17 protein-coding genes are annotated in these 24,041 nt (G+C 59.5%); 13 read left to right on the top strand and 4 right to left on the bottom strand.

Annotated features, from left to right (window positions below; translation table 11 throughout):
• The first annotated feature begins 68 nt into the window (after positions 1-68).
• The 12 genes from AC1DFR_RS18265 to AC1DFR_RS18210 all read left to right on the top strand — a co-directional run bounded on the left by AC1DFR_RS18265 (position 69) and on the right by AC1DFR_RS18210 (position 16,618).
• Positions 69-1,052 (top strand): D-2-hydroxyacid dehydrogenase, encoded by a 984-nt coding sequence (locus tag AC1DFR_RS18265; protein WP_476874107.1) that lies wholly within the window; start codon positions 69-71, stop codon positions 1,050-1,052.
• A gap of 148 nt (positions 1,053-1,200) precedes the next feature.
• Complete coding sequence (locus AC1DFR_RS18260; protein WP_476874106.1) at positions 1,201-2,664, top strand: APC family permease; 1,464 nt, start codon at positions 1,201-1,203, stop codon at positions 2,662-2,664.
• Between the two features lie 48 nt (positions 2,665-2,712).
• A complete protein-coding gene (iolG, locus tag AC1DFR_RS18255; protein WP_476874105.1) occupies positions 2,713-3,720 on the top strand; it encodes an inositol 2-dehydrogenase in 1,008 nt (335 codons plus the stop codon).
• Positions 3,721-4,353: 633 nt separating this feature from the next.
• Positions 4,354-5,238: an ATP-binding cassette domain-containing protein gene (locus AC1DFR_RS18250; RefSeq protein ID WP_441410120.1), complete on the top strand. Its 885-nt coding sequence runs from the start codon at positions 4,354-4,356 to the stop codon at positions 5,236-5,238.
• Entirely contained in the window at positions 5,235-6,233 is a 999-nt protein-coding gene (locus AC1DFR_RS18245; RefSeq protein ID WP_476874104.1) for an ABC transporter permease, read from the top strand. The genes AC1DFR_RS18250 and AC1DFR_RS18245 overlap by 4 nt, the downstream gene beginning before the upstream one ends.
• 73 nt (positions 6,234-6,306) lie before the next feature.
• The gene (locus AC1DFR_RS18240; RefSeq protein ID WP_476874103.1) at positions 6,307-7,275 is read left to right on the top strand and encodes a sugar ABC transporter substrate-binding protein; all 969 of its coding nucleotides are present in this window, start codon (positions 6,307-6,309) and stop codon (positions 7,273-7,275) included.
• A 125-nt stretch (positions 7,276-7,400) separates the two neighbouring features.
• Positions 7,401-10,340, top strand: a complete 2,940-nt coding sequence (locus AC1DFR_RS18235; RefSeq protein WP_476874102.1) for an FAD-binding and (Fe-S)-binding domain-containing protein — start codon at positions 7,401-7,403, stop codon at positions 10,338-10,340.
• Positions 10,341-10,885: 545 nt separating this feature from the next.
• Positions 10,886-11,551, top strand: coding sequence for a TetR/AcrR family transcriptional regulator (locus AC1DFR_RS18230; protein WP_476874101.1), 666 nt, complete (start codon positions 10,886-10,888; stop codon positions 11,549-11,551).
• 211 nt (positions 11,552-11,762) lie between these two features.
• A complete protein-coding gene (locus AC1DFR_RS18225) occupies positions 11,763-13,247 on the top strand; it encodes an APC family permease (protein WP_476874100.1) in 1,485 nt (494 codons plus the stop codon).
• Positions 13,248-13,267: 20 nt separating this feature from the next.
• Complete coding sequence (locus AC1DFR_RS18220; protein WP_476874099.1) at positions 13,268-14,038, top strand: SDR family NAD(P)-dependent oxidoreductase; 771 nt, start codon at positions 13,268-13,270, stop codon at positions 14,036-14,038.
• A 28-nt stretch (positions 14,039-14,066) separates the two neighbouring features.
• Entirely contained in the window at positions 14,067-14,810 is a 744-nt protein-coding gene (locus tag AC1DFR_RS18215) for an SDR family oxidoreductase (protein WP_476874098.1), read from the top strand.
• A gap of 596 nt (positions 14,811-15,406) precedes the next feature.
• Positions 15,407-16,618, top strand: a complete 1,212-nt coding sequence (locus tag AC1DFR_RS18210; RefSeq protein ID WP_476874097.1) for a D-arabinono-1,4-lactone oxidase — start codon at positions 15,407-15,409, stop codon at positions 16,616-16,618.
• Between the two features lie 1,567 nt (positions 16,619-18,185).
• Here the strand turns inward: AC1DFR_RS18210 and AC1DFR_RS18205 are convergent.
• The 3 genes from AC1DFR_RS18205 to AC1DFR_RS18195 all read right to left on the bottom strand — a co-directional run bounded on the left by AC1DFR_RS18205 (position 18,186) and on the right by AC1DFR_RS18195 (position 22,148).
• Positions 18,186-19,418, bottom strand: coding sequence for an SIR2 family protein (locus tag AC1DFR_RS18205; RefSeq protein WP_476874096.1), 1,233 nt, complete (start codon positions 19,416-19,418; stop codon positions 18,186-18,188).
• Positions 19,419-20,200: 782 nt separating this feature from the next.
• Complete coding sequence (locus AC1DFR_RS18200) at positions 20,201-20,944, bottom strand: TauD/TfdA family dioxygenase (protein ID WP_476856391.1); 744 nt, start codon at positions 20,942-20,944, stop codon at positions 20,201-20,203.
• Between the two features lie 43 nt (positions 20,945-20,987).
• Positions 20,988-22,148 (bottom strand): TauD/TfdA family dioxygenase, encoded by a 1,161-nt coding sequence (locus AC1DFR_RS18195; RefSeq protein WP_476856237.1) that lies wholly within the window; start codon positions 22,146-22,148, stop codon positions 20,988-20,990.
• Between the two features lie 861 nt (positions 22,149-23,009).
• Here AC1DFR_RS18195 and AC1DFR_RS18190 point away from each other — a divergent pair.
• Positions 23,010-23,447, top strand: coding sequence for a hypothetical protein (locus AC1DFR_RS18190; RefSeq protein ID WP_476856236.1), 438 nt, complete (start codon positions 23,010-23,012; stop codon positions 23,445-23,447).
• Positions 23,448-23,717: 270 nt separating this feature from the next.
• On the opposite strand, the gene AC1DFR_RS18185 is transcribed toward AC1DFR_RS18190, so the two are convergent.
• Positions 23,718-24,041: hypothetical protein (locus AC1DFR_RS18185; protein WP_476874095.1), on the bottom strand; the 324-nt coding region annotated here is incomplete at its 5' end.

The raw sequence follows: 24,041 nt of genomic DNA, 5'->3' as shown, positions 1-24,041 counted from the left end.
GAAGCAAGCTCCAGACATAAGAACAAGCGGGGGCTGCTCCTGAGGTGCAGCCCCGGGAAGGGGAGGGCGTGTCAAGACCAAAAGTGATAGTGATTGTCCAGGAGGGCCGCCCGCGCCCTCCTGTTGAACGGTTGGAAGCCGAGGCAGATGTCGTCGTGGTGCGCACCGCGGACGAGTTCCGGGCTGCCCAGCCCGGTGCGGAGATCCTGTTCCTGAACGACTTCAGGACCAAGCTCCTGCGTGAGGTGGGGCCGGGGGAGCTGCGCTGGATCCACACCTCAAGCATCGGCGTTGACAGCCTCATGACCGACGAAATCGTCAACAGCGACATCGTTGTGAGCAACTCCCGCGGCGTGTGCGAGCGGCCGATCGCAGAGTGGGTACTGGGCGTCCTGCTGATGTTCACCAAAGACCTGCGCCGCACCATAGAGCTGCAACAGGCTCGCATCTGGCAGCACCGAGAAACCGAGCCGCTGCTGGGACGGAAAGTCCTGGTAGTGGGGCCGGGTCCGGTTGGCCGCGAAACCGTCCTCCTCCTGCGCGCTGCGGGAATGGACGTCAACGTTGTGGGCCGGTCTGCCAGGAACGATCCCCAGCTGGGTTCAATCTCCGGCTTTGATGAGCTTGACCAGCTTCTTGGCCAAGCCGATGACGTGGTGCTGACCCTGCCGCTTACATCAGAAACCCGCGGGCTGTTCAACTCGTCGCGGCTCCGCACAATGCGGCCCGGGGCGCGTCTGGTCAACGTAGGCCGCGGGGCGGTGGTGGTGGAGCAGGACCTTCTTGACTCCCTTGACGCCGGACATCTGGGCGGGGCGGCACTGGATGTGTTTGAACATGAGCCCTTAGATATCGGGAATCCGCTATGGAGTCGTCGGGACATCCTGGTCTCGCCGCATGCCTCCGGCGACTTGATCGGCTGGCGGGGAAGAGTAGTGGATTGCTTTGCCCGGAATCTCAGGCTGTGGAAGGCCCATGAGCCGCTCCAGGACGTGGTGGACCTGAAGAAGCTTGGTCCGGCTACTCCTGCCTTGGCGTCTGAAGCGCCCTGATGAAGCCATTCCATGGGGTATTCCGGGTTCTAGAAACGGGCCGGAATACCCCCATGGGATCCCGTGTCCCAAGCTGGTACAGTGCTCTCACGATCCCCGTCGATAGTGTGATTTAGCACTCAAAATTATTTCGTGACGAGGATTTTACATGTCAAGCACACCAAGAGGTACGACGAAGACGCCGGCCCATACGCAGGAACATAAGCTCAGCGGAAATATGGGCGTGGGCGAGCTCGTGATGAGCGTGCTCGCGTTCTCCTCGCCCTTGACAACGGTCGCAGGTTTCATCCCGGTGCTGCTGATGTTCAGCGGCCACACCGCGCCCGGCATTTACATTTTGCTGACTGTAATGCTGCTCATCTTCTCCGTTGGATTCGTGAAGATGAGCCAGAGCGTCAAGAACCCCGGTGGTTTCTACTCCTTCGTCACGGCGGGCTTCGGTAAGCCCGCCGGTCTAGGAGGGGCCTTCCTTGCGCTCTTTGGCTACATGTTCATCGGCTTCTTCGCGCCGCCGCTGTTCGCGGTAACGCTGCAGGCTTTCGTCGTCAACACCCTAATCGGCCCGGACATCCCGTGGTATTGGTACGCACTCGGAATTATCGCGGTGACGACGTTTCTCGCCTACCATCGGATCGACCTTTCGGCGAGGGTCTTGACGATCGTGATGCTCCTTGAGTCCACGGTAGTTGTCATCTTCGACATCGCCTCCTTCGCCTCGAGCGGCGGCAACATGGAGCACAGCATCGGCTTTGCCATGCCGGGGCTGGCGGACGCCGGACTGGGACTGGCTTTGCTCTTCGCTGTTGGAAACTTCTTCGGATTTGAGGCCACAGTGATCTACCGCGACGAGGTCAGGAATCCCGAGCGGACGATCCCGAGGGCAACCTACCTTGCCGTGGCCGGTATCGGCCTGTTCTATGCCATCGCGGCTTGGGCCTATATCGCGTTCCTGGGAGCTGACAACGCCCAGACTGCCGCCCAAGACAACACCGTCAACTTGTTCAATGACGCCGCCACAGCGCTGCTCGGAAAAATCTTCGCAGATGTGGGCACGATCCTTTTGATCACCTCGATTCTGGCGTCGATGCTCTCTGTGCAAAACATCGCGGCCCGGTACAGCTTCTCCCTCGCGGCCGATGGGGTGCTGCCGTCAATCCTTGGGCGGGTACACCCCCGCCATAAGTCCCCGTACGTGTCGGGGCTGGCTGTGGGTCTGATCTGGGGCGTGGCGACCGTGATCTTCACGATCCTGGCAGTATCCCCGGACAACCTTTATCCAATCGCCAGCGGCAGCGGCAGTTTCGCAGTCTTGCTCCTGATGTTCATCACGAGCTGCGCGGTTCTCGTTTACTTCCTGCGCCGTCGTAGCTTTGCGCCGGAGTCGGTCTGGAAGACAATAGTCGCACCGCTCATTAGCGCCGGATTCCTCGGACTCATCACTTATCTGGCAATCACCAACTACCCTGAGCTCATCGGCGGATCCACTGTCTTGACGGTCATCTTCATGACGTTCACTTTCGCATTGTTTTTAGGCGGCATTGCTTACGCCCTCGTCCTGCGTGCCAAGCGCCCTGAGGTGTATGCACGGCTGGGGCGGCAGAAGGTCGACTGACAGCTCCCCATTTCCCCTCAACGACATATCTACATCTGGGAGATTGCAATGACGCAACAGATCAGGATTGGCCTGTTCGGTACCGGACGGATCGGTCAGGTGCATGCCATGAGTTTGGCTACCTTGGACGAAGCCACGCTTGCCTGGGTATGTGACCCCATTATCGAAAGTGCCAAACGGACAGCCGCCGAGTTTGGCGGCCGTGTGAGCGACGACCCCGAGGAAGTGTTCGCCTCAGGAGAAGTCGATGCCGTCATTGTCGCCTCACCAACTGCAACCCACGTGGACCTGGTGGAGAGAGCCATTGATGCAGGTGTTCCCGTGTTGTGCGAGAAGCCAATTGCTCTGGATATCGCGCGTGTGGATGCGCTCCGTGCGAAAGCGGCGGCGTCGGACGTTCCCATCGCGTTGGGCTTCAACAAGCGCTTCGACAGGCATTTTGTGGAGCTAAAGCGTCGTGTAGCAGCTGACGAGATTGGCACGTTGGAGCAGATGGTGATCACCAGTCGCGACCCTGGGGAGCCGCCGGCATCGTATCTTGCAGACTCGGGTGGGATCTTCCGGGACATGACCATCCACGATCTGGATATGGCGCGGTACTTCATACCGGACATCGTGGAGGTATCAGCGCAGGGCGCGAACGTTTTCAGCGAGAACGCCCGCCACGCCGGAGACTTCGACTCGGCAGTCGTTACTCTGCGCGGGTCCAAGGACGAGCTAGTGACGATTGTGAATTCTCGTCATGCAGCCTATGGCTACGACCAGCGAATTGAGGCATTTGGCTCAACGGGACTGCTGCAAGTGGGCAACAAGAATGACACGCTCGTCCGGCACTGGAGTGCCAGGGCAGTCGAAGCGATCGGTCCCTACCAGAACTTCTTCCTGGAGCGCTATGCGGAGGCCTACCGTCTTGAAGTGGCCGAATTCCTGCGCGCAGTGCGGGGACTTCCTTCGCGGAACCCGGGCTTTGAGGACGGCCGCGCAGCGCTGATCCTGGCCGACGCCGCAGAGAAATCGGCCCGGGCCGGGGTTGCGATAGAAGTGGACCATACCTAGAGGGGCCAAAGATGCCGCCTGAACTGGGCCCCGATGTTTCGCAACAGCATCTGCGACCCAGGTCAGGCTCTTTCGCTGATCACCCAGAACCAACCCAGATGAGCTGGGCGGAAAGCCGGTGTCGTCGCAGCTCATAGGCCCAGGGCATGACGGCTGACTGGCTGGACGGCGTCGGTTGCCATTTGCAAACAGAGACAGGGGACCTGGTCCGTTTGCAAAAGCCGGGCGGGTACTGCTCGACGGATACGTAGAGGACAAAGCTCCCGAGGGGACATCATGTGGGTTGTCTCGAGGGGCGAGCGTCGCCTTTTTCACAGGACGGCTGCAGCCTTCTTATAGGGAGATAAGCCGGCGTCCGGCCAATCTCGGGCCAGCACGTGCCCATAAATCCGCTATTAATTGAAACGATCCACATGGTCTGTTCGGCGTTCCTTCCCCTGTTTCAAATTGGCACACATCCCGCATTCTCGAATCCGTCAAAGTTCAAGTAAGTGAAACAGTGTGGTGGGGGTCACGTAGTTATAGGGCTTCCCCGGAATTACCCCTGAAACTGCAGGATCAAACAAAAAATTTGATCGACCGCCGCCTAAGGTTTCACCGGTTCATTGCATAGCCCTATCGAACGAGGATGAGATGACCGACGCACCACCGGCGACCCCTCCACTGGTCGCCCTAAAGGACATACATAAGACATTCGGGGCGGTGTCCGCTTTGCGCGGCGTCAGCATCGATGTCCAGCCCGGCGAAACCTTCGCGTTGCTTGGCGACAATGCCGCCGGCAAGTCAACGCTCATGAAGGTACTCACGGGCGTGTACCAACCCGATCGGGGTTCCATCGAGTTGGACGGAAAGAGGACGGAGTTTCCCACTCCGTCGGCCTCCCGCGACCAAGGGGTCGAGATGGTGTACCAGGACTTTGCCCTGGCTGACAACCTGGATGTCCGTACCAACATTTTCTTGGGGCGGGAGCCGCAGAAGAACATTCTGGGTCCGCTGCTGAAGATCATCGACCGGAAAAAAATGGAAGCCGAAACCAGGCGGGTGCTGGAGCGGCTGGACATCCCTATCAACCCCCGGCTCAAGGTCAAGCGCTTGTCGGGTGGACAACGGCAAGCCGTTGCCATTGGGCGGGCACTGGCCTTTGATGCACGCCTGATCATCATGGACGAGCCCACCGCGAACCTGTCAGTGGCCAAGGTGGACAAGCTCATCGAGGTGACGCAGCGGCTCAAGGATTTGGGCATCGCTGTCATCATCATCACTCACCGTCTGGATGAAGCATTTGCAGTGGCCGACCGCTTCGCGGTCATGCGCCAAGGCCAGGTGGTGGGGCGCTTCCACGTAGGAGACGTCACTGAAGCCGAAGTGGCGCACCTCATCTCACACGGCACTCTGGACGACTATGTCGACAATGGGAGCGGCATTCCGGACGAGCGCCGCAAAATCGGAAGCACCTCGTCGATGAGTGTCGTTGATGCGCTGGCCGGACGCGGTACGACGAACGGGAGCGACTCGTGAGCCTCACAATGGAAAATCTGAAGACAAAGCTGGGACCGGCTGAGCTCAATGAGGAATCCGTTGCCACCAAAACCAAGCGCCTCATCGGGGATTACGGAATCCTCATTTTCTTCGTCCTCATCATCGTCTTCTTGGCTGCTGCCGCCCCGAACTTCCTCACGCTGAACAACCTGGTCAACGTCGTGCGGCAATCATCCATCATCGGATTGATTGCGCTGGGGATGACCTTCATCATGATCACCGCAGGAATCGACCTCTCTGTGGGATCCGTAGTGGGTTTGGCCGGCATGACCTTCGCGCTACTGGCCCCGGCCAGCGGAGGTGCCTTCTGGTTGCCGCTGATAGCCGGGCTCGGAGTGGGCCTGCTGGTCGGCTTCCTCAGCGCAGCGTTGGTGGTGTGGGGAGCTATCCTGCCATTTCTGGCAACCTTGGCGACGATGGCCATTGCCCGCACAGCGGCTCTGGTTATCACGGACGGGCAGGTTGTCTCCGGGCTGAGTGGCCCGGCTGAGTGGCTCGGCTCCGGGTTCATTGGTCCTGTCCCGGTGCCGGTGATTATCTTCCTCCTGGCTGCACTGCTGTGTGAGTTCGTGCTGAGCCGCACCAAGTTTGGTTCGCACGTCTACGCCGTGGGTGGAAACGAAGAATCCGCCAAGAAAGTGGGCATCTCCACAAGCCGGGTGCTTTTCACCGTCTACCTCATCGGCGGCATCACCGCCGCGCTGGGCGGCCTCGTCCTGACTGCCCGTCTCGATGGTGCGGCCCCCGTGGCCGGCACCGGCTACGAGCTGCAGGTGATTGCCGCCGTCGTCATCGGCGGGACAAGCCTGTTCGGCGGTGTGGGCACCATCCGGGGAACCGTCGTCGGCGTGCTCCTGCTGGGCGTCGTAATGAACGGCATGAACCTGCTGGGCGTCTCCTCATACTTCCAGCAAGGAGTCCAGGGCATCATCCTGGTGCTCGCCGTACTGCTGAACCGCTGGAAGTCGGACTGACCCTCGGCGTCACCAACGACAAACAAACCACCAATTTCCTTCACCACAGACAAAATCATTGAAAGGAACAACCATGGGAATGCGACGTAAGCTCGCCGCGGCTGTCGCAATGCTGGCCGCGAGTGCCCTCACGCTGACCGGGTGTGCCGGCGGCAGCAATGCCAGCAACGGTTCAGCCGCAGGCAAGACCTACAACATCGGAGTTGTGGTCCTCGACCTGCAGGACCCGGACCTGGCCCACATGACTGACGCCATGAAGAAGACGGCCGACGAAAAGGGCGTCAAGCTCAGCATCACCGACTCCAAGAAAGACGTCGGAAGCGAACTCAACCAGGTTGAGGACCTCCTCACCCGCCAGGTTGACGCCATCATCATGCAGCCTCTCGATGGCGATGCCAGCCAGAACGCTGCGAAACGGGTCATCGCCGCCAACGTTCCGCTGTTCATCCTGTCAACCGAGTTCGCAGAAGGTGCCAACGTCGGCTACAAGAGCTACATCGGTGTCGATGACACGGTGGCCGGCGAAATGCAGGCCGAGTACCTCAACAAGCTCCTTCCCAACGGCGGCAACCTCGTCTTCGCGGCCGGCGTCTACGGTGCGTCATGGACCGACCGCCGCAAGTCGGGCTTCGACAAGACAATCAACAAGAACTTCAAGATTGTCGCCGAATTCCAGGCAAAGGGCAGCCGTGACGACGCCAAGCGCAACATGGAGGACACCCTTCAGCGCTTCCCGTCCGGAAAGATTGACGCCGTGGTGGCGAACAACGACGAAATGGCCATCGGTGCAGCCTCGGCCATTGCTGACGCGGGCCGCACGGCCGAGTTCAAGGCAGTGGTTGGCGTCGACGGCACCGACCCCGCCCTCCAGGACATCAAGGCAGGGACAATTTCGGCAACTGTACGCCAGGACTCAGCCGGACAGGGCGTCAAAGCAGTCGAGGTTGTCACCGACTTCCTTAAAGGCGGAAACGTGGAGAACCGCTACACGCTGCCATTCACGCTCATCACCAAGGACAACCTTTCCGAGTTCTTGAAGTAGGCAGTTCCATCAATCCAACGGGCACAGCGGATTCATCTGCTGTGCCCGTTCTGTTTTGGCACACCCCCGCGTCTACCGCATCTGCCTACACTTCCTGCGGACCACTACGAATGGAGAATGCAACCATGCCCGACGACGACGACGGTGACACGAAACTCAGGCAGCTGCTCGCCAGGTTGAGGGATCACGGCATCCAGGTGGACGACTCTCCGCGAAGACGCTCTGAGTATTCCTACGATGCATCGAACTACCGGGTACGGCCTGCCGCCGTCGCCTTCCCGAAAAACGTCGACGACGTTCGGACAGTTTTGCGGGCATGCTCGGCCACGGGAGTACCGACCACCGCACGCGGCGGGGGAACCTCGATGGCAGGGAACGCCGTAGGCGACGGTGTGGTGATCGACCTTTCCCGCCACATGACCTCTGTGGGATCCCTCGATGCAGGCCAGGCGACGGTGTGGGCCGACGCGGGGGTCGTCCTCGGTGAGCTGCGTGCGCAGGTTGAGAAGGCCACCACAGGCAAGCTGACATTTGCCCCGGACCCTTCTTCCCTGACGCGCGCCACAGTGGGTGGCTCCATCGGTAACGACGCCTGCGGAAACCACTCAGTAGCTTACGGCCGCATGACCCACCACGTGCAGGAGTTGGAGCTGGTCACGGCCGACGGCGCGTACCTCAGGGCGGGGCGGGATTTCCTCCGCGCTGTCGACGATAACGACGCCCATTCCGTTGCCCGGGCTGAGGACCTGCTGGAGGGCCTCAAAGCGCTGGCGGGAGCACATCTGGCGGCCCTCCGGGTGGAGCTGCAGACCATTCCCCGGCAGGTCTCTGGATATCACTTGGGCCATCTGCTGCCGGAACACGGCTTTAATGTTGCCAGTGCAATGGCAGGCAGCGAAGGCACATGCGCCGTTGTCGTGCGGGCCAAGGTGGGCCTTGTGCAGAAGCCCTCGGCTACCGCGCTGCTGTGCCTTGGCTACGCGAATACTATCGATTCCGCGCGTGATGTGACGACAATCCTGGGTGCAAAGCCGAGCGCCATCGAGGGCCTGGACGTATCGATCGTGGACATCATGCGGCACCGACGGGGAGCGGCAAGCGTGGAGTCATTGCCGGAGGGCAAAGCCTTTCTCATGGTCGAGTTTTCGGATGACACCCTCCAGCAGGCGGCCGCATCTTGTGAAGACCTGGTTGACAAGCTCGGCGTCGATGGCCGCGTCGTTGACCATTCGATCGTCACGGAGCCCTTGGACAGGGCCGCACTTTGGAGGGTGCGAGAAGACGGCGCGGGCCTTTCATCAAGACGGATCGATGGAGTGCAAACGTGGCCCGGCTGGGAAGATTCCGCGGTTGCACCGGAGCGTCTTGCCGACTACTTGGCGGACTTGCTCCCACTGGTGAAAAAGTACGGCTATACGGCCTTAATGTACGGCCACTTTGGTGCAGGGTGCGTCCATATGCGGTTGGACTACGATCTGCGCAGCGGCTCCGGCCGCAGGGTGTTCAGCGACTTCACTCGTGAGGCGGCCAAGCTGGTGGTGGCCCATGGAGGTTCCCTGTCCGGGGAACACGGTGACGGTCGGGCGCGCAGCGAATTACTTGACGTGATGTACTCCCAGGAGATGGTGGGCATCTTCAAGGCCTTCAAGCGCCTCTGGGATCCGGCAGGGGTCCTCAACCCCGGGATCATCGTCGACCCGGAACCTTTCTCAGCCTCGCTGGCTTTGGAAGGAGTAGTTGCACCCGGCCCCGCCCATGGTGAGCTGACCACAGCCCAGACTGCCGCCGTCGGACCTTCCTCCGAAGACCGTGCTCTGCTGCCGGTGGCAAGTCCGTTCGTCGGGAACACCCACGCATGCATCGGTGTAGGACGGTGCCGGTCCACCACTGGCGGCTTCATGTGCCCCAGTTACCGGGCCACAAAGGATGAAAAAGATTCGACCCGCGGCCGAGCCCGGGTATTGCAGGAACTGACCCGGACCCAAGGCAGTAGCAAGGACGGCTGGTCGAGCCCCGAAGTCCGGGAGGCACTGGACCTCTGCCTGTCCTGCAAGGCCTGTTCCGCTGACTGTCCCACCGGAGTGGACATCGCTGAAGCCAAGTCGGAACTCGTCGATGAGCATTACCGCGGGCGCATCCGGCCCTTTACTCACTACTCCATTGGCTGGCTGCCCCGGTGGCTCCCGCTGCTGACCCGCGTAGCACCCCTGGCTAATGTGGGGACAGCTTTACGCCCCTTCCGGCTTGTGGGGGAATGGTTGGGCATCAGCGCCCGGCGGCGGCTTCCAGCTTTCGCAACGAACGGCCGGATCCGGCGACAGGTGCGGGAAGCCGCGTTCACGGGCAACGCCGACGTCCTTCTGTTCATCGACAGCTTTACGCGCGCGTTCCGGCCCGAGATCGTCCCGGCTGCGGCCCGGGTGCTCCGCGACACCGGCAGCTCGGTAGGGTGCACTCCGGACGCTTGCTGCGGCCTGACCTGGATCTCCACCGGGCAACGCGATGGAGCCCGACGGCGGCTGGCCCGGTTGGTAAGCAAACTCGACGACGGCACGAACCGGGATATCGTCGTCCTCGAACCCAGCTGCGCCGCGACCATTCGAGACGAAGGCCCAAAGCTGGTAGGCGGCGCGGCCGCTGCCAGAGTCGCGGCAAGGATCCGGTCGTTCTCCGTGGCGGTCGATGACGCCATCAGACGCGGGTGGAAGCCCACGGCGCTGGCGCCCGAAACAGCCGTGCTGCAAACCCACTGCCACGAGCACGCCGTATTCGGTTCAGGTGCCCAGAAACGCGTCCTGGAAGCTTGGGGTGTTCCGAACCTTGTGGAATCATCCTCTTGCTGCGGTGTCGCCGGCAACTTCGGTTTTGAGGCCGAGCACTTCGATATGTCTATGAAAGTTGCCGAGCATTCCGTCATTCCCGCCCTTGCCAAGGCCGGAAAGGACACCCTTGTTCTCACCGACGGTTTCAGTTGTGCCATGCAGGTCTCGCAGATAGACCCCGGGCGTTCGAGCAAGCATCTAGCCGTGGCGATGGACCCTGACAATGCCAGCGGGGGACGGTAGGTGGAATACTTGGGAATTTTCCTCATTTTGGTGGCGGCGGGGTTGGGCTTGGTCGGCCCGCATCTGGGCAAGCCTGCCCGTCAACTGCGAAACATGGCCAACGTGCGGGGCATCCTTTTTGTACCATCAGGCCCAGCGGCCTTTTTAGTCGCCGCAGCCGGGTTCTTTATCTTTGTCTCGAGCATTAGCTCACGGTGAGCCCCCGCCTATCGGCGGCGCGGGCAAGCGGCCCGACTCTATTGGGGTGCGCCCGTCGTCCTCGTGGCGCATGGCCGTGGTGGTGGCCGTGGCCGTGCCGAAGTTGAAACGGTTTGCTCAGTGTCACAGGCGGATGCTCGAAGACCCAATAGCGCCGATATATGAGAGTCGATCCCGACAGGGGATCCGCCCTGATCGAGGTTCCTTGGGCCGCGGGCCGGTGCTCCTTCTTAACAACCTGCTGCGGTGCAATTGCGGATCCGATATAGGTGCGGTCGGGAAGTGGCGACGTACCTAACTATCGTTCGTTATGATAGTTATACCCGCCCAGCCCCTGTGAGGATAAAGTGAACCATTCGCCGCGCGAGCAGGCCAATGCGGCTGTCAGAGATTTCCTGTCCAGCCGCGATTGGTCTGCGCAGACGCCCGCCCGGCAACGGATCCTTGTGGCGTTCCTGCGCCTTGCTACTGCCAGTGGCTTCAATTCAGTGACCATGAGGACCCTGGGCCGGGAACTCGATATGAAGGCACCCAGCCTGTACTCGAGCTTTCCGCGCGGCAAGGACGAAATTGTTGCCGAGTCGCTGAGCTGGTTTACCCATCGATTCGCCCGCGATCTCCTTAAGGCAGTCGAAGCGACCACCACGCCGGAGGAGTATTGGGCGGCGCTCGTCCGCTTCCACCTTGCCCAGCAGTTGCAATGGCCCGAGGCGGATCTCTGGGACCTGCTGGTCGCAACCGACCGGGTGGCCCGGTTCCTCAGCGACGAGGTGTGCGAGGAAGTGGCGTCATGGATGAAGCTGCACGAGGACATGTATGCGGCAGCCGCCGAAGACATGGGTTTCCCGCTCTCCAGCCAGACCATCCGGGTCATTCTTACACTCCTCGACGGTGCCGGACGCTGGGCTGCCTGGAACGGCAGCGACGCAGAACTCGAAATTCTCCTGCGCCACGCGGTGACACTGAGCCGCGCCATGCTGGAAGTCGGCAGCGGGACCAAAGCACTGGCTTAACTTCAAGCCCGCAAGTCCGTTGCTTCGAACAGGCGCGCCGCTTTAGGCGTGCCGGAATCCCGAGGTACTGCAATAGCTGCCCTAAATATTGTCGGAAACTGTTGCCTAACTAACACTAGTTAGCCTACAGTCGTCGCAAGGTCCGAAGAGATGTACCTGCAGGAGTCTCGACCTCACGATTACCTGACGTAATTCGACAAAGGGATCCACAATGAGCCATTCCACCAGTGCCGAACGCGATGAGTCGGCCGTCCGCCTAATTACTGAACCTTCAAGCGAGCTTCGCGGCCAACTTGGCGTTGGAAGCATTCTGTTCTCCGTCGTCGCGTGGGCTGCGCCGCTACTTGTGGTTGTGGGACTGATGCCCTCCATGATTGCCTTCGGCGGCAACGGGATTATCGCCGCACTCGCCGTCTCCACAGTCATCCTGCTCTTGTTCTCTGTGGGATATACAGCTGTCACCAGATATGTGGAACGCCCAGGAGCTTTCTACGCCTACATCACTGCCGGGTTGGGCAAAGAGATCGGGCTTGGTGGCGCCTTCCTCGCCATGTCGGGCTACTTGGTCCTCCTTCTCTCCACGTGGGCCGCGTTTGGGGTTTATGGACGCGCGCTCGTCGTGGATACATTCCATGGTCCCGATTTGCCGTGGTATCTCTACGGGTTGCTCGGCGCCCTCCTCGCTGGAGCAGCCGCATACCGCAAAATCGAGTTCTCAGCCAAGACCCTTGGCGTGGCCCTGATCCTGGAAGTCGTCATCGTCCTGGTTTTCAATCTCAGGGTATTTTTCGACGGAGGCCCTGCTGGTCCGCCGCAGGCTGCCCTGACATGGGATGGCGCCAGCAGTGGCAACTTTGGACTTGTGCTTTTGTTCGCGATGCTGTGCTTTGGTGGATTCGAGTCCTCAGCAATCTACCGTGAGGAAGCCAGAGACCCCAACAAGACAATTCCCAAGGCGACCTATCTTGCCGTGGTCCTAATCGGGCTGTTCTACCTCGTCGCGGCTTGGGCAATGCTGACTGCCCTGGGGCCGCAAGGAGTGGCTGATGCCCGGGCCGGCGGCGCAGTTGCCTCCATGTTTGGCGATCTCGCCGCTTCTTACGTTGGCAGTGTGGTTCCTGGCATCATCAACGTCCTCGTGATTTCCTCGACGTTTGCCTGCCTTCTTGCCCAGCACAACGCTGTAGCCCGGTACGCCTACTCGCTGGGCAAAGACGGCGTTCTGCCGCGGACTCTGGGCGTGGCACACCCCCGGCATCATTCCCCTTTTGCAGCCTCCCTTATTGTCACCGCCCTCGAAATCGCGGCAATTGTAGCCATCGCCGCAGGCACCGCCTTCGACCCCGCGGGCACCGAGGCCTTTACGGTCTACATCCGCATGAACGGCCTGGGTGCGATCGTCGTCGTGGCGCTTCTAGTCCTGGTCTCGGTTGCAGTCCTTATCTACTTCCAGCACCACAAGGTGCCGGGTCGCGGGGTATGGAAGACGACGGTTGCCCCGGTCTTAGCCTTGAGCAGCCTTGCAATCGTGCTGGTGCTCAGCTTCCTCAACGTTGACGCGCTGATTGGGGCGGGGCCCCTAGCCTCCTTGGCCTTTACCCTCTTCATCCCTTTGGTGTGGGTGAGCGGCATTGTGTACTCCCGCTGGTTGAAGAAGGCCAAGCCTGCTGTTTACCAAAAAATTGGCCGCCAGTAGGCGGTCCCAAGTTCACTGACATGACTACCAGCAAGGACACCACCATGACACAACGTCTCACCGGCAAGATCGCCGTCATCAGCGGAGGAGGCAGCGGCATGGGCCTCAGCCATACCCGCAGGATGATCCAGGAGGGGGCGAGGGTCATCTCCTTCGACCTGAATGAGGGCGCCGGACCCCGACTCGTTGATGAATTTGGCGAGGACAACCTGCTCTTCCTCCATGGAGACGTGAGGAACGCCGAGGACTGGGCCAGGGTGGTATCGGCAGGGCGGCAGCATTTTGGCACTCCGAATGTACTGGTCAACAATGCAGGTATCTCTCCACTTCAAACACTGGAAAAAGTGTCCGAGGAAGACTACCGCCGCGTGATCGATATCAACCAGGTTGGAACCTTCCTGGGAATGCAGGCCTTGATTCCATCGTTGCGGGAAGGCGGCGGATCCATCATCAACATCGCATCCACTGCAGCGCTCGTCGCATTCGCCGATCTTTTCCCCTACGTCGCATCAAAGTGGGCGGTGCGCGGAATGACAAAAGCGGCCGCGCTGGAACTGGCGAGGGACGGCATCAGGGTTAACGCTGTCTGTCCGGGAGACACCGATACCCCGATGATTCGCGCCATAGCCGACACGCCCTCGGGGGCGCTTCCGCCAGCTGCTGACCTGCCGTTCAAAAGGTGGGCACAACCTGAGGAGATCAGCGCCGCCGTCGCCTTCCTCGCCTCGGACGAATCGTCGTACATGAGCGGAAGCGAACTCGTCGTCGACGGCGCCTTCACCGCACAATAGCGCCCAGCAAACAGAAAGGAGATGAACATTGCATAGAGTCAAGGGCAAGATCGCGATCGTCAGCGGAGCTGCCAGCGGCATGGGCGTGGAGCACGTCCGCGCCCTAGTGCGGGAGGGAGCAAAGGTGGTGGGCTTTGACTTGGTTGAGGGGGAGGGGCCTGTGCTCGTCGACGAGCTGGGCTCTGACAATTTCCGCTTCCTGCCAAACCGCAGCGTCACCTCTGCGTCCGATTGGGCAGAGGTTGTCCGGCACTGCGAGGTCAATTTCGGAGCGCCGACAGTCTTGGTCAACAACGCCGGAATTTTCCGATCGACGCGTGCTGAAAGCGTCACGGAGCAAACATACCGGTCCGTTATCGATGTGAACCAAGTCGGCTCGTTCCTGGGCATGCAAAGTGTTATCTCGGCGATGCGATACGCCGGTGGTGGGTCAATCGTGAACCTTTGTTCCACCGCCGGCCTGGTGGCCTTCGAAGACAACTTTGCCTACGTGGCTTCCAAGTGGGCAGTCCGGGGGATGACAAAAGCCGCGGCACTTGAGCTGGCCGCAGACGGCATTCGCGTGAATGCCGTCTGTCCCGGAGAGACGGAAACACCCATGCTGCTGAACAGCACGGAACCCGGCACCTCCTTGCCGCCGGAGTGCTTTCCCTTCGGCCGGTGGGCCCGGCCTGACGAGATTGCCTCTGCCGTGCTGTTCCTCGCCTCAGACGAGTCGTCGTACATGAGCGGCAGCGAAGTTGTCGTAGATGGAGCCTATACCGCGGGCTAGAACGTGCGCTCTGGGCGGGGGAGTGCTGCACAGGCAATGACCGTTTCACCGATTTTCCGGATTTATTCATCAGTCATCGCGGTGGACGAGCCAGTAGGCCGTTGGTCCCAGCGAGGAAGCCTTCCTGGCACAGGCTCGATCACAGTGGTTGTGTATCCGGGGTAAGGATGCCCTGCCGCGACCGAATCCGTTAACAGGAAGCCCGGCAACTTGGAGGTGCATCCGAAGCTGGTCGCCGCGATCGTTCCTACCAACGCATTACCTCACTCGCGCGGCGGCAGCCAGTGGGATCGCGATATCAGCCTGTGAGCAACATCGCCGGATTTGTAAGCCTTTACAGCTCCGGTGTCCTCCGCGACCCGACCAGGCAGTGAGAGTTTTGCACCGCCACCCTTGGCGCAGCAGTCCTGCTGGCATCGACGGTACAGCGGGGCGGTGTCCCAACGTGGCACACCGCCCCGCTGGGCTTCGCCGATAGCGTGAATTTTTGCTGTCGGCAATCGATCACTTGAAATCGGCAGACACATTGGGACCAGAGATAGTCGGACAGTCGGCGGAGACGCATTAGGTGACATAAGAAACGGAGACGTGGAAAAGTGAGCATTCAGACCACATGGAGCAATTGGGCGGGAACACAAACATGCCATCCCGAGTCGGTCGTGAAGGCAGCATCTGTTGAGCACGTGAGCGAGATAGTCAAAGACGCCACAAAACGGGGGATTTCAGTTCGCCCGGTGGGGACCGGCCATTCCTTTGCTCCCTTGGTACCAACCGACGGAATCGTGCTCGACATCTCGGCCATCTCCGGAATCGTAGACATCGACAGGGAAGCGGCACAGGTGCGGGTCAAGGCAGGCACCCCCATCTGGGCGATGGGGGAACCCTTATGGGACGCCGGCCTGTCCTTGAAGAACCAAGGGGCAATTGACCTCCAAACGATCGCCGGTGCCATTAGCACATCCACCCACGGGTCAGGACTGGAGCTTACGGCCCTGTCTGGATCGGTTATCGGAGCAGAGTTGATAACTGCTGCCGGCAACCTTGAACGAATCGGACAGGACGATCCACGTCTGCCTGCTCTCCGGGCGTCCATGGGCATGCTTGGCATTCTTGTGAGCGTAGATCTGCAGCTTGAGCCCGCATTCAAGTTGAAGGAATCATTGGCTTTCCGGCCCTTTGCGGAGGTCCTCAGGAATTGGGATGAGAGGAACCGGACGCACCGACACTTCAGTTTCGTGCGCGGCCCCATGTACGACATGTCCGCTGAGCTGCCCCCGATGCCCCGTGATCTGGATGATCCAACGCTGGTACGTACCTACGACACAGTCCCAGTAGATGCTGAAGACGATTCCACACCAGGCGCGCGCGTCAACCGCCCGTACCGCATTTACCCCGACGTGTATTCGACGCCATGGGATGAAGTGGAGTATTTCCTCCCTTACGACAAGGCGCAGGATGCGATAATTGCCTGCCTGCCCATCTTGGATCGTTTCCCGGATAATTTTCCGTTGGAGGTGCGGACGGTCGCGGGAGATGAATCATGGCTATCCCCGATGTTTGGCAGGGATTCTGTGGCCCTGGGCTTCTGCAGGACGTTCGGTGCCGATAATCTGCCCTTTTTCCATGCGATTGACCGTGCAATGTCCGAATTCGATGCCAGGCCCCATTGGGGCAAACAACCGTATTTTCTTGCCCCCGACCTCCTGCGGTCCCGCTATCTCAAATGGGACGACTTCAATGATGTGCGGAGGGCTCTCGATCCCACCGGCACCTTCCTGAACGCTCCCTTGCGGGCCTTGTTCGGTTAGGCGCAGGGGCAGGAAACGCTGGGCTGTTGCTGGACGTGATGTCCGGCGACCCATGAACAGAGCCGGAATGGCCGGTTTCCTTCACGGGAACTCGGGCACGGAGGATGACTGGCGGGCTGAAATGTCCGGTCTCAGTAAAGTTGACGCACCCGCGTCAGGGGCAGGAACCTGCGTCAAGTTAGATGGAAACGGACACTGGTCGTGGCCGGCGTTCTAACCTGCTGGCCTACTGCCTCCGAGGACTGACTCGAATACAGCCCGCGCACTCTTGACCTCATCTACAGCCGCGCCTATACTAACAGGTGTTAGCCTAACTAACGTTAGTAAGGCAACCCTCGGCAGGGAAGGGCAGAGAAATGACACGGGAAGAAGCATTCGCAGTTTGCAGCCCGGACTCGTACGTAGAGTTCTACGGGGGTTGCTGGCTCGTTGTGCCATACGCGCAGGTGGAGCAGCCGCAGTTCTTCGTCTGCTCGCCCCGGACACCCAGCAGTCTCTAAATCCGTACACTGACACGTTCAATGCGGAAACTGACATCTGGAATGAGATGTCCGTTTCCATCTAACTTGACGCAGGTTCCTGCCCCTGACGCGGGTGCGTCAACGCCAGGTCATGCCGACTGCGTCTCATCTGAGTTGGCAATTCCGTATTCATCTCGGCGGCCGCTAGGTGCGCCTGGTCAGGTAGCGCGAGGCGAGTCCGCCAGGCGCGTTGCCATATGCGGTGAGACGGGGCCCGTCGATCCGTAGATTGCCATGTCCATTGAGATTCTTGCCAACAAGACTGAGACCGGACACTCTTAATGTAGGCATACTTTGTTCTGTCATACTGACAACACGACATAATCTCCGCTATCGGCGGCGCCGCTCCTACAGAGTGACAGAGTCTGGAAGTCACAGAGCTGCACAACAGCAAACTGGCGCACAGGAGGGCCGTCATTTGCTGCCGAAGTCCGGCCCGGACGCGTCCCGGAGGCCCTTGCGTCGAGGCCGTCACCGTGGCTTGAGCGCGGTTTTTTTGGCGCTTTCAAGGGCTCATACGGGCGGATTCCCGGACGCCGATAATGGACCTTTCGTCAACCAGGGGGAGTGGCCCGATTAGTCCCTCTCCATCTGCAGGCAACCTAGGCACAGGACCCCGGCTAGTCTTCCTTGACTGCTTCAGGAGCGCACGCGCGGCTGCCGCATCGTGAAGGTCTGGCAACTGAGGGTGACTTGTTCCCACTATCGCCGATCAGCAATTCACGAAATCGCATCGCCCCCCGAGGCCACGGCAGCTGCCGGCGGTAGCGGAACGACTCGAGAACGTGCCTGTGAGCGGCCAAGTGACGGCGGTTAAGCCCTGGATCTACCTAACCTTCTTGGAGCCGCCCGAGCTCTTGCTGTCCTTGACCGTCGTGCGGGGTGCCGCGGCAGCAGAAGCCTTCGTTACGTAACGCCCAGTGACAGCGCTGCGTTGCACGGCCCCGACGCGGTAGACGCCTTTTCCCAGACTTTGAAATGAGCTTGTGTTGGCTGGCTTGGCCACAGTCGTCCCTCCGACTTCCTTGTGCTCTTAGTCTACGGACTTAGTTGTTGAATGCTACTTCCGCGAGCCGAAGTCCCCATTCGTTTGCAATGTCGGCCAGACTTTCGGCCCACATGATGGCAGATGGTTCGTACCGAGAGGCATCCTCGGGCAATCCCAGGGTGAGAACAGCTGCCGAATGAGCTGGAAGATCAGGGTGAGGGACAGGAATCGGAGCGGCCAGTACGGATCGCCAACGGCGGGTCGGAGCCTCAGGAAGGTCCTGAAATAGGACCTCATCCACGCCCAGCGCCTTTCCTGCGATCCAGTCGCTGTCATGGCCGGTGCTCACCGTCCGCAGGGAATCCAAGTCTCGGTACACTCTGTCTTGTACGGCCCATTTCACAAGCTCACCCTCACCATTGGCCAGCCAAAGCGTCATGTTCAGCCGTTCAACATCGAGCGTTTCCTTCATCGTGGACGCATCCCGACGCAACTGGTCCACATACTCGCCCTGCAGCTCCTGGAAATTTGCTGCATGTCTTTCCCAAAGCATCTGTGATCGTTGCTGCGGAGCCAAGTAGGTAGCAACGGCGACATGGCGGAGTTCACGAATGATCTGTGCAGCATCTGAGTGATCCTCAAGCAACACGGGCTCAAGTCCAACAGCCCGCCATTGATCACTCAAAACAGATTTAATCGCGGTGAATTGATCCTTTGAGACCGCAAAGCTTTGCCGCGTTAGAAGTACCAAAGCAGCATGTTTGAGAGGCTTCTCTCTCAATGCCGCATGTAGCCACTGGCGAACATCCGGGTCGCGGTAAGAGGTGCCCGCGATGATGAGAACACCCTTATCCAGGGCTGTCTTCAAGTATTCGAGCTGCCAAGATTGAGCATCCGCGATGAGGTCGTTGAAATCAGTCAGCGTCAGGATGACTGAGTCGGCCCGTTGCGGAGGGATGACGCCATGAAGGTGGTACACACCCAGTCGTGTTTCGTCCGAGGCTTGTCCAACAAGCGAATCCGCTTCTTCCCCTGTCTCAATTTCTAAAGCTTTTTCTATCAGCGTGTCGAAATTGAGGGTCGAAAGACTCGTGTCCCCGGTTTCACCATCAAGGAGATGACCCACCGCCGCGAGGTGGAGCGGGGATGGATCGTAAGAGGCCACTCCTTGATACAGGGCGCTTCGCAGCTTTTGCTGCCACTTGTTTCCAAAGGCCACACGTGCAGCTTCAACCACGATTAGTGGATCCTGCCGCTCCAGAAGTATTTCTGCTGTTTCGGCAGAGTCCACGGATCCACTTTGGACAAGTAGCCTCGTGGCGAACTCATCCCAGCCAGGTAGTCCTGATGTCACTGATGCGCCGGCACCGAGCAAGAAGGTTGTATGAGTCTCTAAGCCCGATCGACGAAACGACTTCATTGTTTCTGCAGTTAGATCGGCGGCGCTCACTAGCCGATCATCTCACGCGGTGATTGCCATCATGGACATTTGACCACGGCGCACCGTTTCCATTGTTAGAAGTCGAGCATCGGACTCGCCTAGCCAAATCGCAAGCCTTCGTCGCTGATGGAGTTTTTGCGATGTCCTCCGACAACACAGAGTTGATGCTGTTGAAGAGCGCACCCGTAGAACGCTGCGTGCAATTCGCGATCCCGAAGGAGCAGCCTCTTTTGACGGCACTCCCCCGCCCATTTTCAAGAGCCGATAATCGACGTTATGTAAGGTTGTCAGTATGTAAGGACAAATACTCACCTACTCAATGATAGCCACTGTGGCTGCCCTCGCGCCACTGAGCCGCCTTTCCCGGCTGGCCGAATATGAAGTCCGCAGTAGCCAACGGGGGGGCACCGTTCTTTTGCTGCTGTGACCTTCGCGGTCATTCCACGGCACTTGCCCTCGCAAGGGTAAACGCATGGGGCCATGGCTGAGTCGCGTGATCAAGATTCCCCGTCGTCCTACTGCTGGCGCCGCCCTCACTTTCGCAGGGCGAAGCTTCGGTCAACAATGCCTTCGACCGAAGTTTCGACTCGATGTGCCGACGTCCGAAGACGACTCAGGGAAGGCTTTTCGATCTAGGCGAGCGTGAGGCTCCAGAGTTCGCGAGGGTTAATATTCCAGCCACCACCTTCAATGGGCAGTTGACCGATAACACTTTCACGGCCGTGACCCCAGCGGTTGTTGTCGACGACGACAAGGTCCCCCGCCCCGAGTTGGACGCCGCGGGCAGTCCGCTGAGCAGCCTCGGCCAAGGCCGCAACCACTTTCGTTATCTGCTCATCTGGCGAATTTTCCTCCAGGTGCTTCAGCAAGTCGCTTTTGAGCCGGACGCCGTAGTCGTACTCGTGTTGTTTGCGTTCTATCGGGTATACAACTGAGCGCGTGATGCCGTCAGGGTATGAGATACCCGATAGGAGCGCTTTAAGCATCCCTGCGAAGTCTGTGGGATGAGCCTCAGATAGGCTCCGTAAGGCATCCGCCCAAGGCACGAGCAGTGACCTTCCGTTCATTCCTCCTTGCTGGTCCTGCCAACCTGGATTAGCCATCAGCATGCAAAAGTACCGCGGTCTAGGCTCCAGAAGTGACTGCGAGGAATGCAAGGCCAGCGGCCCATCGATAGCGTGCGCTTCTCCACGCCCCGCTCCCGCGCGATCGTAACTGACCCGCCAGATCGCGTCATGATCCGGGTGCGTGCCAGTGTCCCCTCCGTAGTAGCTCAGCGGCGTACCCAAGTTCTTCAAAAGGTGGATGAGTTGGACGGCCGAAGCCGGAAAGTTGGTGACCCTGACGATGCCGCACTTTCCTAGCACGACATCCATGTCCCTTGTTAGAAGCTCTAGGGAGGTTGAGTCGAATTCAACATTAGTCAGCCATGCCGGGCTCATCGGTCCCCTCCCCCGTCTGGTTGAGTTCTGTATCCATATGGACAGCGGGCTGAGCTATACGATCCACTGACTGATAGGGGACGATTTGCATTGACGCCCCCGCGCGTCCCCATGCCCTGGCCAGTTCAAGGTCAGGGCGATCATGAAATCCCTTTGCAGAAACCGTGCCCAATGAAAAGCCAGGCGAATGAGCGCCGACCATCATGCGGCGTAACCAACGATCACGACCATCAAAGTTCGCCATAAATGGCGAGCGAGAGTGAACCGCCTTTCGGTTGTCGATAAGCAGCATCCCACCCGCTTCAAGCTTGCCTGAAACCGCAACAGCCTCCGCCGCCTTGTCCGCAGCTTCCATAGCCTGCAGGGCCTCCTGTCCTAGGGCGGTGGTGAGTTCCGGTTCAAATCGGAGCTGGACGCCGACACCGTGTTCATCGATCACTGGGATGACCGGTCGCGGATCATCGTGCCGAATAGGCCGGCCTTCATGTTTGTAGGTGCCATGCAGTCGGGCTAGATCCATGGCAAACATCGGAGCCGTCAGAGCGTCGATTTCCCACGTTGTGAGTCGACTCTTGATGTCATCCAAGGATGCAATACTGGTCGCCGCCTTGCCGGCAGGATCTGCACGTAGACAATGCAGGATCAAAAAGTCGGGCGGTGTGGGATGGAAAAACATCTCGGTGTGGAACCCGAGGGACACTGAGGAGCTTTGGCTTGATACCTGTTTCGCGTTCTTCCTGGTCGGATACACGTCGTGCATAAGGCTCCCGGACCGCTGGTCTCGAAAGGAGATGGGAAACCCAAGAGCGAGTGAGAACGTCACCATGAGGAACTCACCCAAAGGGTTAGTCACCACATCCGTCGTTTGGCCGCCGAGCGGCGTGGGAGGCAGATCAGGATCGACAGGAAGATTGGTGATATAAACCTCAGGACGAGGAGACATTCCTCGGGCGAACCGCTCGATCTTGGTCCTGGTGCAATAACTAAGTGCAGCCCAACCGTCTTTGGCCTCCTCCCGGAAGCTGGCAGGGTCCACACGTGGACAGCTGGTGACCTGCTGTGCTGCATCGGCGAGCCTTGCCGACTCGTCGTCGTTCAGTATGATGGTCTCCCATTCCTGACTGAGGTTGGTAGTCATCTTTGTAGCCGCCTTAATTTCGGTTCCGGATGAGTAGCTGAAAATATGAAGCCGTTGTGCGGCCAAGATACGGGGGTGTTCTCACCGCTGTGAGAAAGGTGCGGGCCGAATATGCGGCCCGCACCTTTTTCATTTAGCAGGCGTAACCGAAGTACCCCTGCGATTCCCAGGGATAAATGGACAGCCGGAACCCGGAGCACCAACCCCTGTTCGCATACTGCTGCGCGAACCAGCGATGTCCGTAAGCCAGCGCGTAGTAGGCGGTTCGGATCTGAACCGGCGCCGATGCCGGAGGCGCCGGAATGCGACCGTTGCCAAACTCGCGGGTTTCTGCCTTGCTGAGGTAAATCGTGCAGCGTCCGCCACCGCAGTACCCTACGGCCGCATCCGCGGGATGAGGAGCAAGAATTGCTCCTCCTGTAGAAACGGCTGCGGCCAGCGCCAGCGCGGCTGCAGTGTTACGTATCTTCGTCCTAATCATCGAATCTGCCCTCTCTCTTATCCCGATCCGCCTAATCGGTGATAGGAATATCGTCACCGGCGACTCGGCAAGTTAGAGGCTGAGGGACGTTTTTGAGACACCTGGGACGGAAGAGGGAAAGCATGCATGGGAAACGCCCTGGCCCTGTCGCAGTGGACGCGCATGAGCTCGCATTCGCACTGAGGAAATTCCGCGGACGAGTGGGTCTAAGGACTTACGAGGAAACTCAGGAACAATGGGCGCGGGCGGCCCGTCAGGCTGGCTCAGCCTCCCCTGTCATCTCCCGCTCACAGCTATCAAGGTACGAGCACGCCAACCTCCCGCCCTTGAAACATGCCGATCACTTAGACAGGCTGTATGAAGGGGGAGGATGGATAGCTATGTCGATCAAGTCACTATGGCGCAGTCGTTGGGATCCGTGGAGCGGAGACTCGGAAGAATGGGCGGGAAAAAATCACTTTGGTCGCTGGCCGGCCGACTACGCCGGAATGGTTTGGATCAAGATCAAACCCAAACCAACCGAAGTAGACACGACCGTCGAGGTCGACTTGGAGTGGGGTCCTTGGGGAAAGACGATCTCTATCTGTCTACCAAAGGACGGCGTCACGCTCGCCACGGGGAAAGCCCGTGACATCGATGGGGTCAGCCGCACGTGTAACGTACGAGTGAATCGACACGTATTCACGTTGTTTGGCGCCGGGGAAGACCTCGGTGATGAAAATGTCCTCGACATAAGGCAAGGATGGGACAACCGGCATCCCGAGCGTGCGGTAAATGAAAAGCATAATTTTTCAGCAGAGCCAAACCCCTTAGGGTGAAAAATTACTCACCCGTGCAAGGACGAGGCGCATACTCCCGCACTGCGAACGACCATAGCCCTTGACCCGACGTAGTCCTGCCGCGAGTTAGGTCGGGAATCCCGGAACTTGCGTCGCCCTTGAGCGAATCCGCCCGGATTCAATACGCAGAGGCGCCGGTAGTACTCTGCGTACCCATTTGGTGAATCACGCAACTGCTCTCCTCCGGCCGCTCCAGACTACGCATCCGCCGAGCCGGCCCGCTGCGCAGTTCGAGGACTATATATCTGCTCAGCTCTCTAACTCCAAGGGCGTTCCCGAAGGTGAAGCGTCCGCGGAATCCACGTTCCCTGCTCGCGCCGAATTGATCTTGAGCTGTTGGAGCTTCTGAGTCTTGAGCGATTGCTCGATCCGAGTTATGTTTTGGTTCTTGAGCCTGGGGTCTGAAAACTTATATCCAGCAACGGACGGGACTGCTGAAGGTTTGATTGACACTTTGCCTGTGAGGATTTGATCCTTGCGGGTGGAAGGATGTTCATCATGCCCAAAGCCTTTCCCGAAGAGTTCCGCCGCGATGTCGTCGCGGTTGCCCGCAAGGGCGAAGCGCCCATCACG

The organism is Arthrobacter sp. 05T410, from assembly GCF_056396505.1.
This window is presented reverse-complemented; position numbering and strand designations above follow the sequence as displayed.

Coding starts and splice junctions, on each gene's coding strand:
- AC1DFR_RS18235 (WP_476874102.1), top strand. CDS start 7,401: ATGCCCGACGACGACGACGGTGACACGAAACTCAGGCAGCTGCTCGCC.
- AC1DFR_RS18195 (WP_476856237.1), bottom strand. CDS start 22,148: ATGACTACCAACCTCAGTCAGGAATGGGAGACCATCATACTGAACGAC.
- AC1DFR_RS18225 (WP_476874100.1), top strand. CDS start 11,763: ATGAGCCATTCCACCAGTGCCGAACGCGATGAGTCGGCCGTCCGCCTA.
- AC1DFR_RS18190 (WP_476856236.1), top strand. CDS start 23,010: ATGTCGATCAAGTCACTATGGCGCAGTCGTTGGGATCCGTGGAGCGGA.
- AC1DFR_RS18200 (WP_476856391.1), bottom strand. CDS start 20,944: ATGGATGTCGTGCTAGGAAAGTGCGGCATCGTCAGGGTCACCAACTTT.
- AC1DFR_RS18240 (WP_476874103.1), top strand. CDS start 6,307: ATGGGAATGCGACGTAAGCTCGCCGCGGCTGTCGCAATGCTGGCCGCG.
- AC1DFR_RS18260 (WP_476874106.1), top strand. CDS start 1,201: ATGTCAAGCACACCAAGAGGTACGACGAAGACGCCGGCCCATACGCAG.
- AC1DFR_RS18250 (WP_441410120.1), top strand. CDS start 4,354: ATGACCGACGCACCACCGGCGACCCCTCCACTGGTCGCCCTAAAGGAC.
- AC1DFR_RS18220 (WP_476874099.1), top strand. CDS start 13,268: ATGACTACCAGCAAGGACACCACCATGACACAACGTCTCACCGGCAAG.
- iolG (WP_476874105.1), top strand. CDS start 2,713: ATGACGCAACAGATCAGGATTGGCCTGTTCGGTACCGGACGGATCGGT.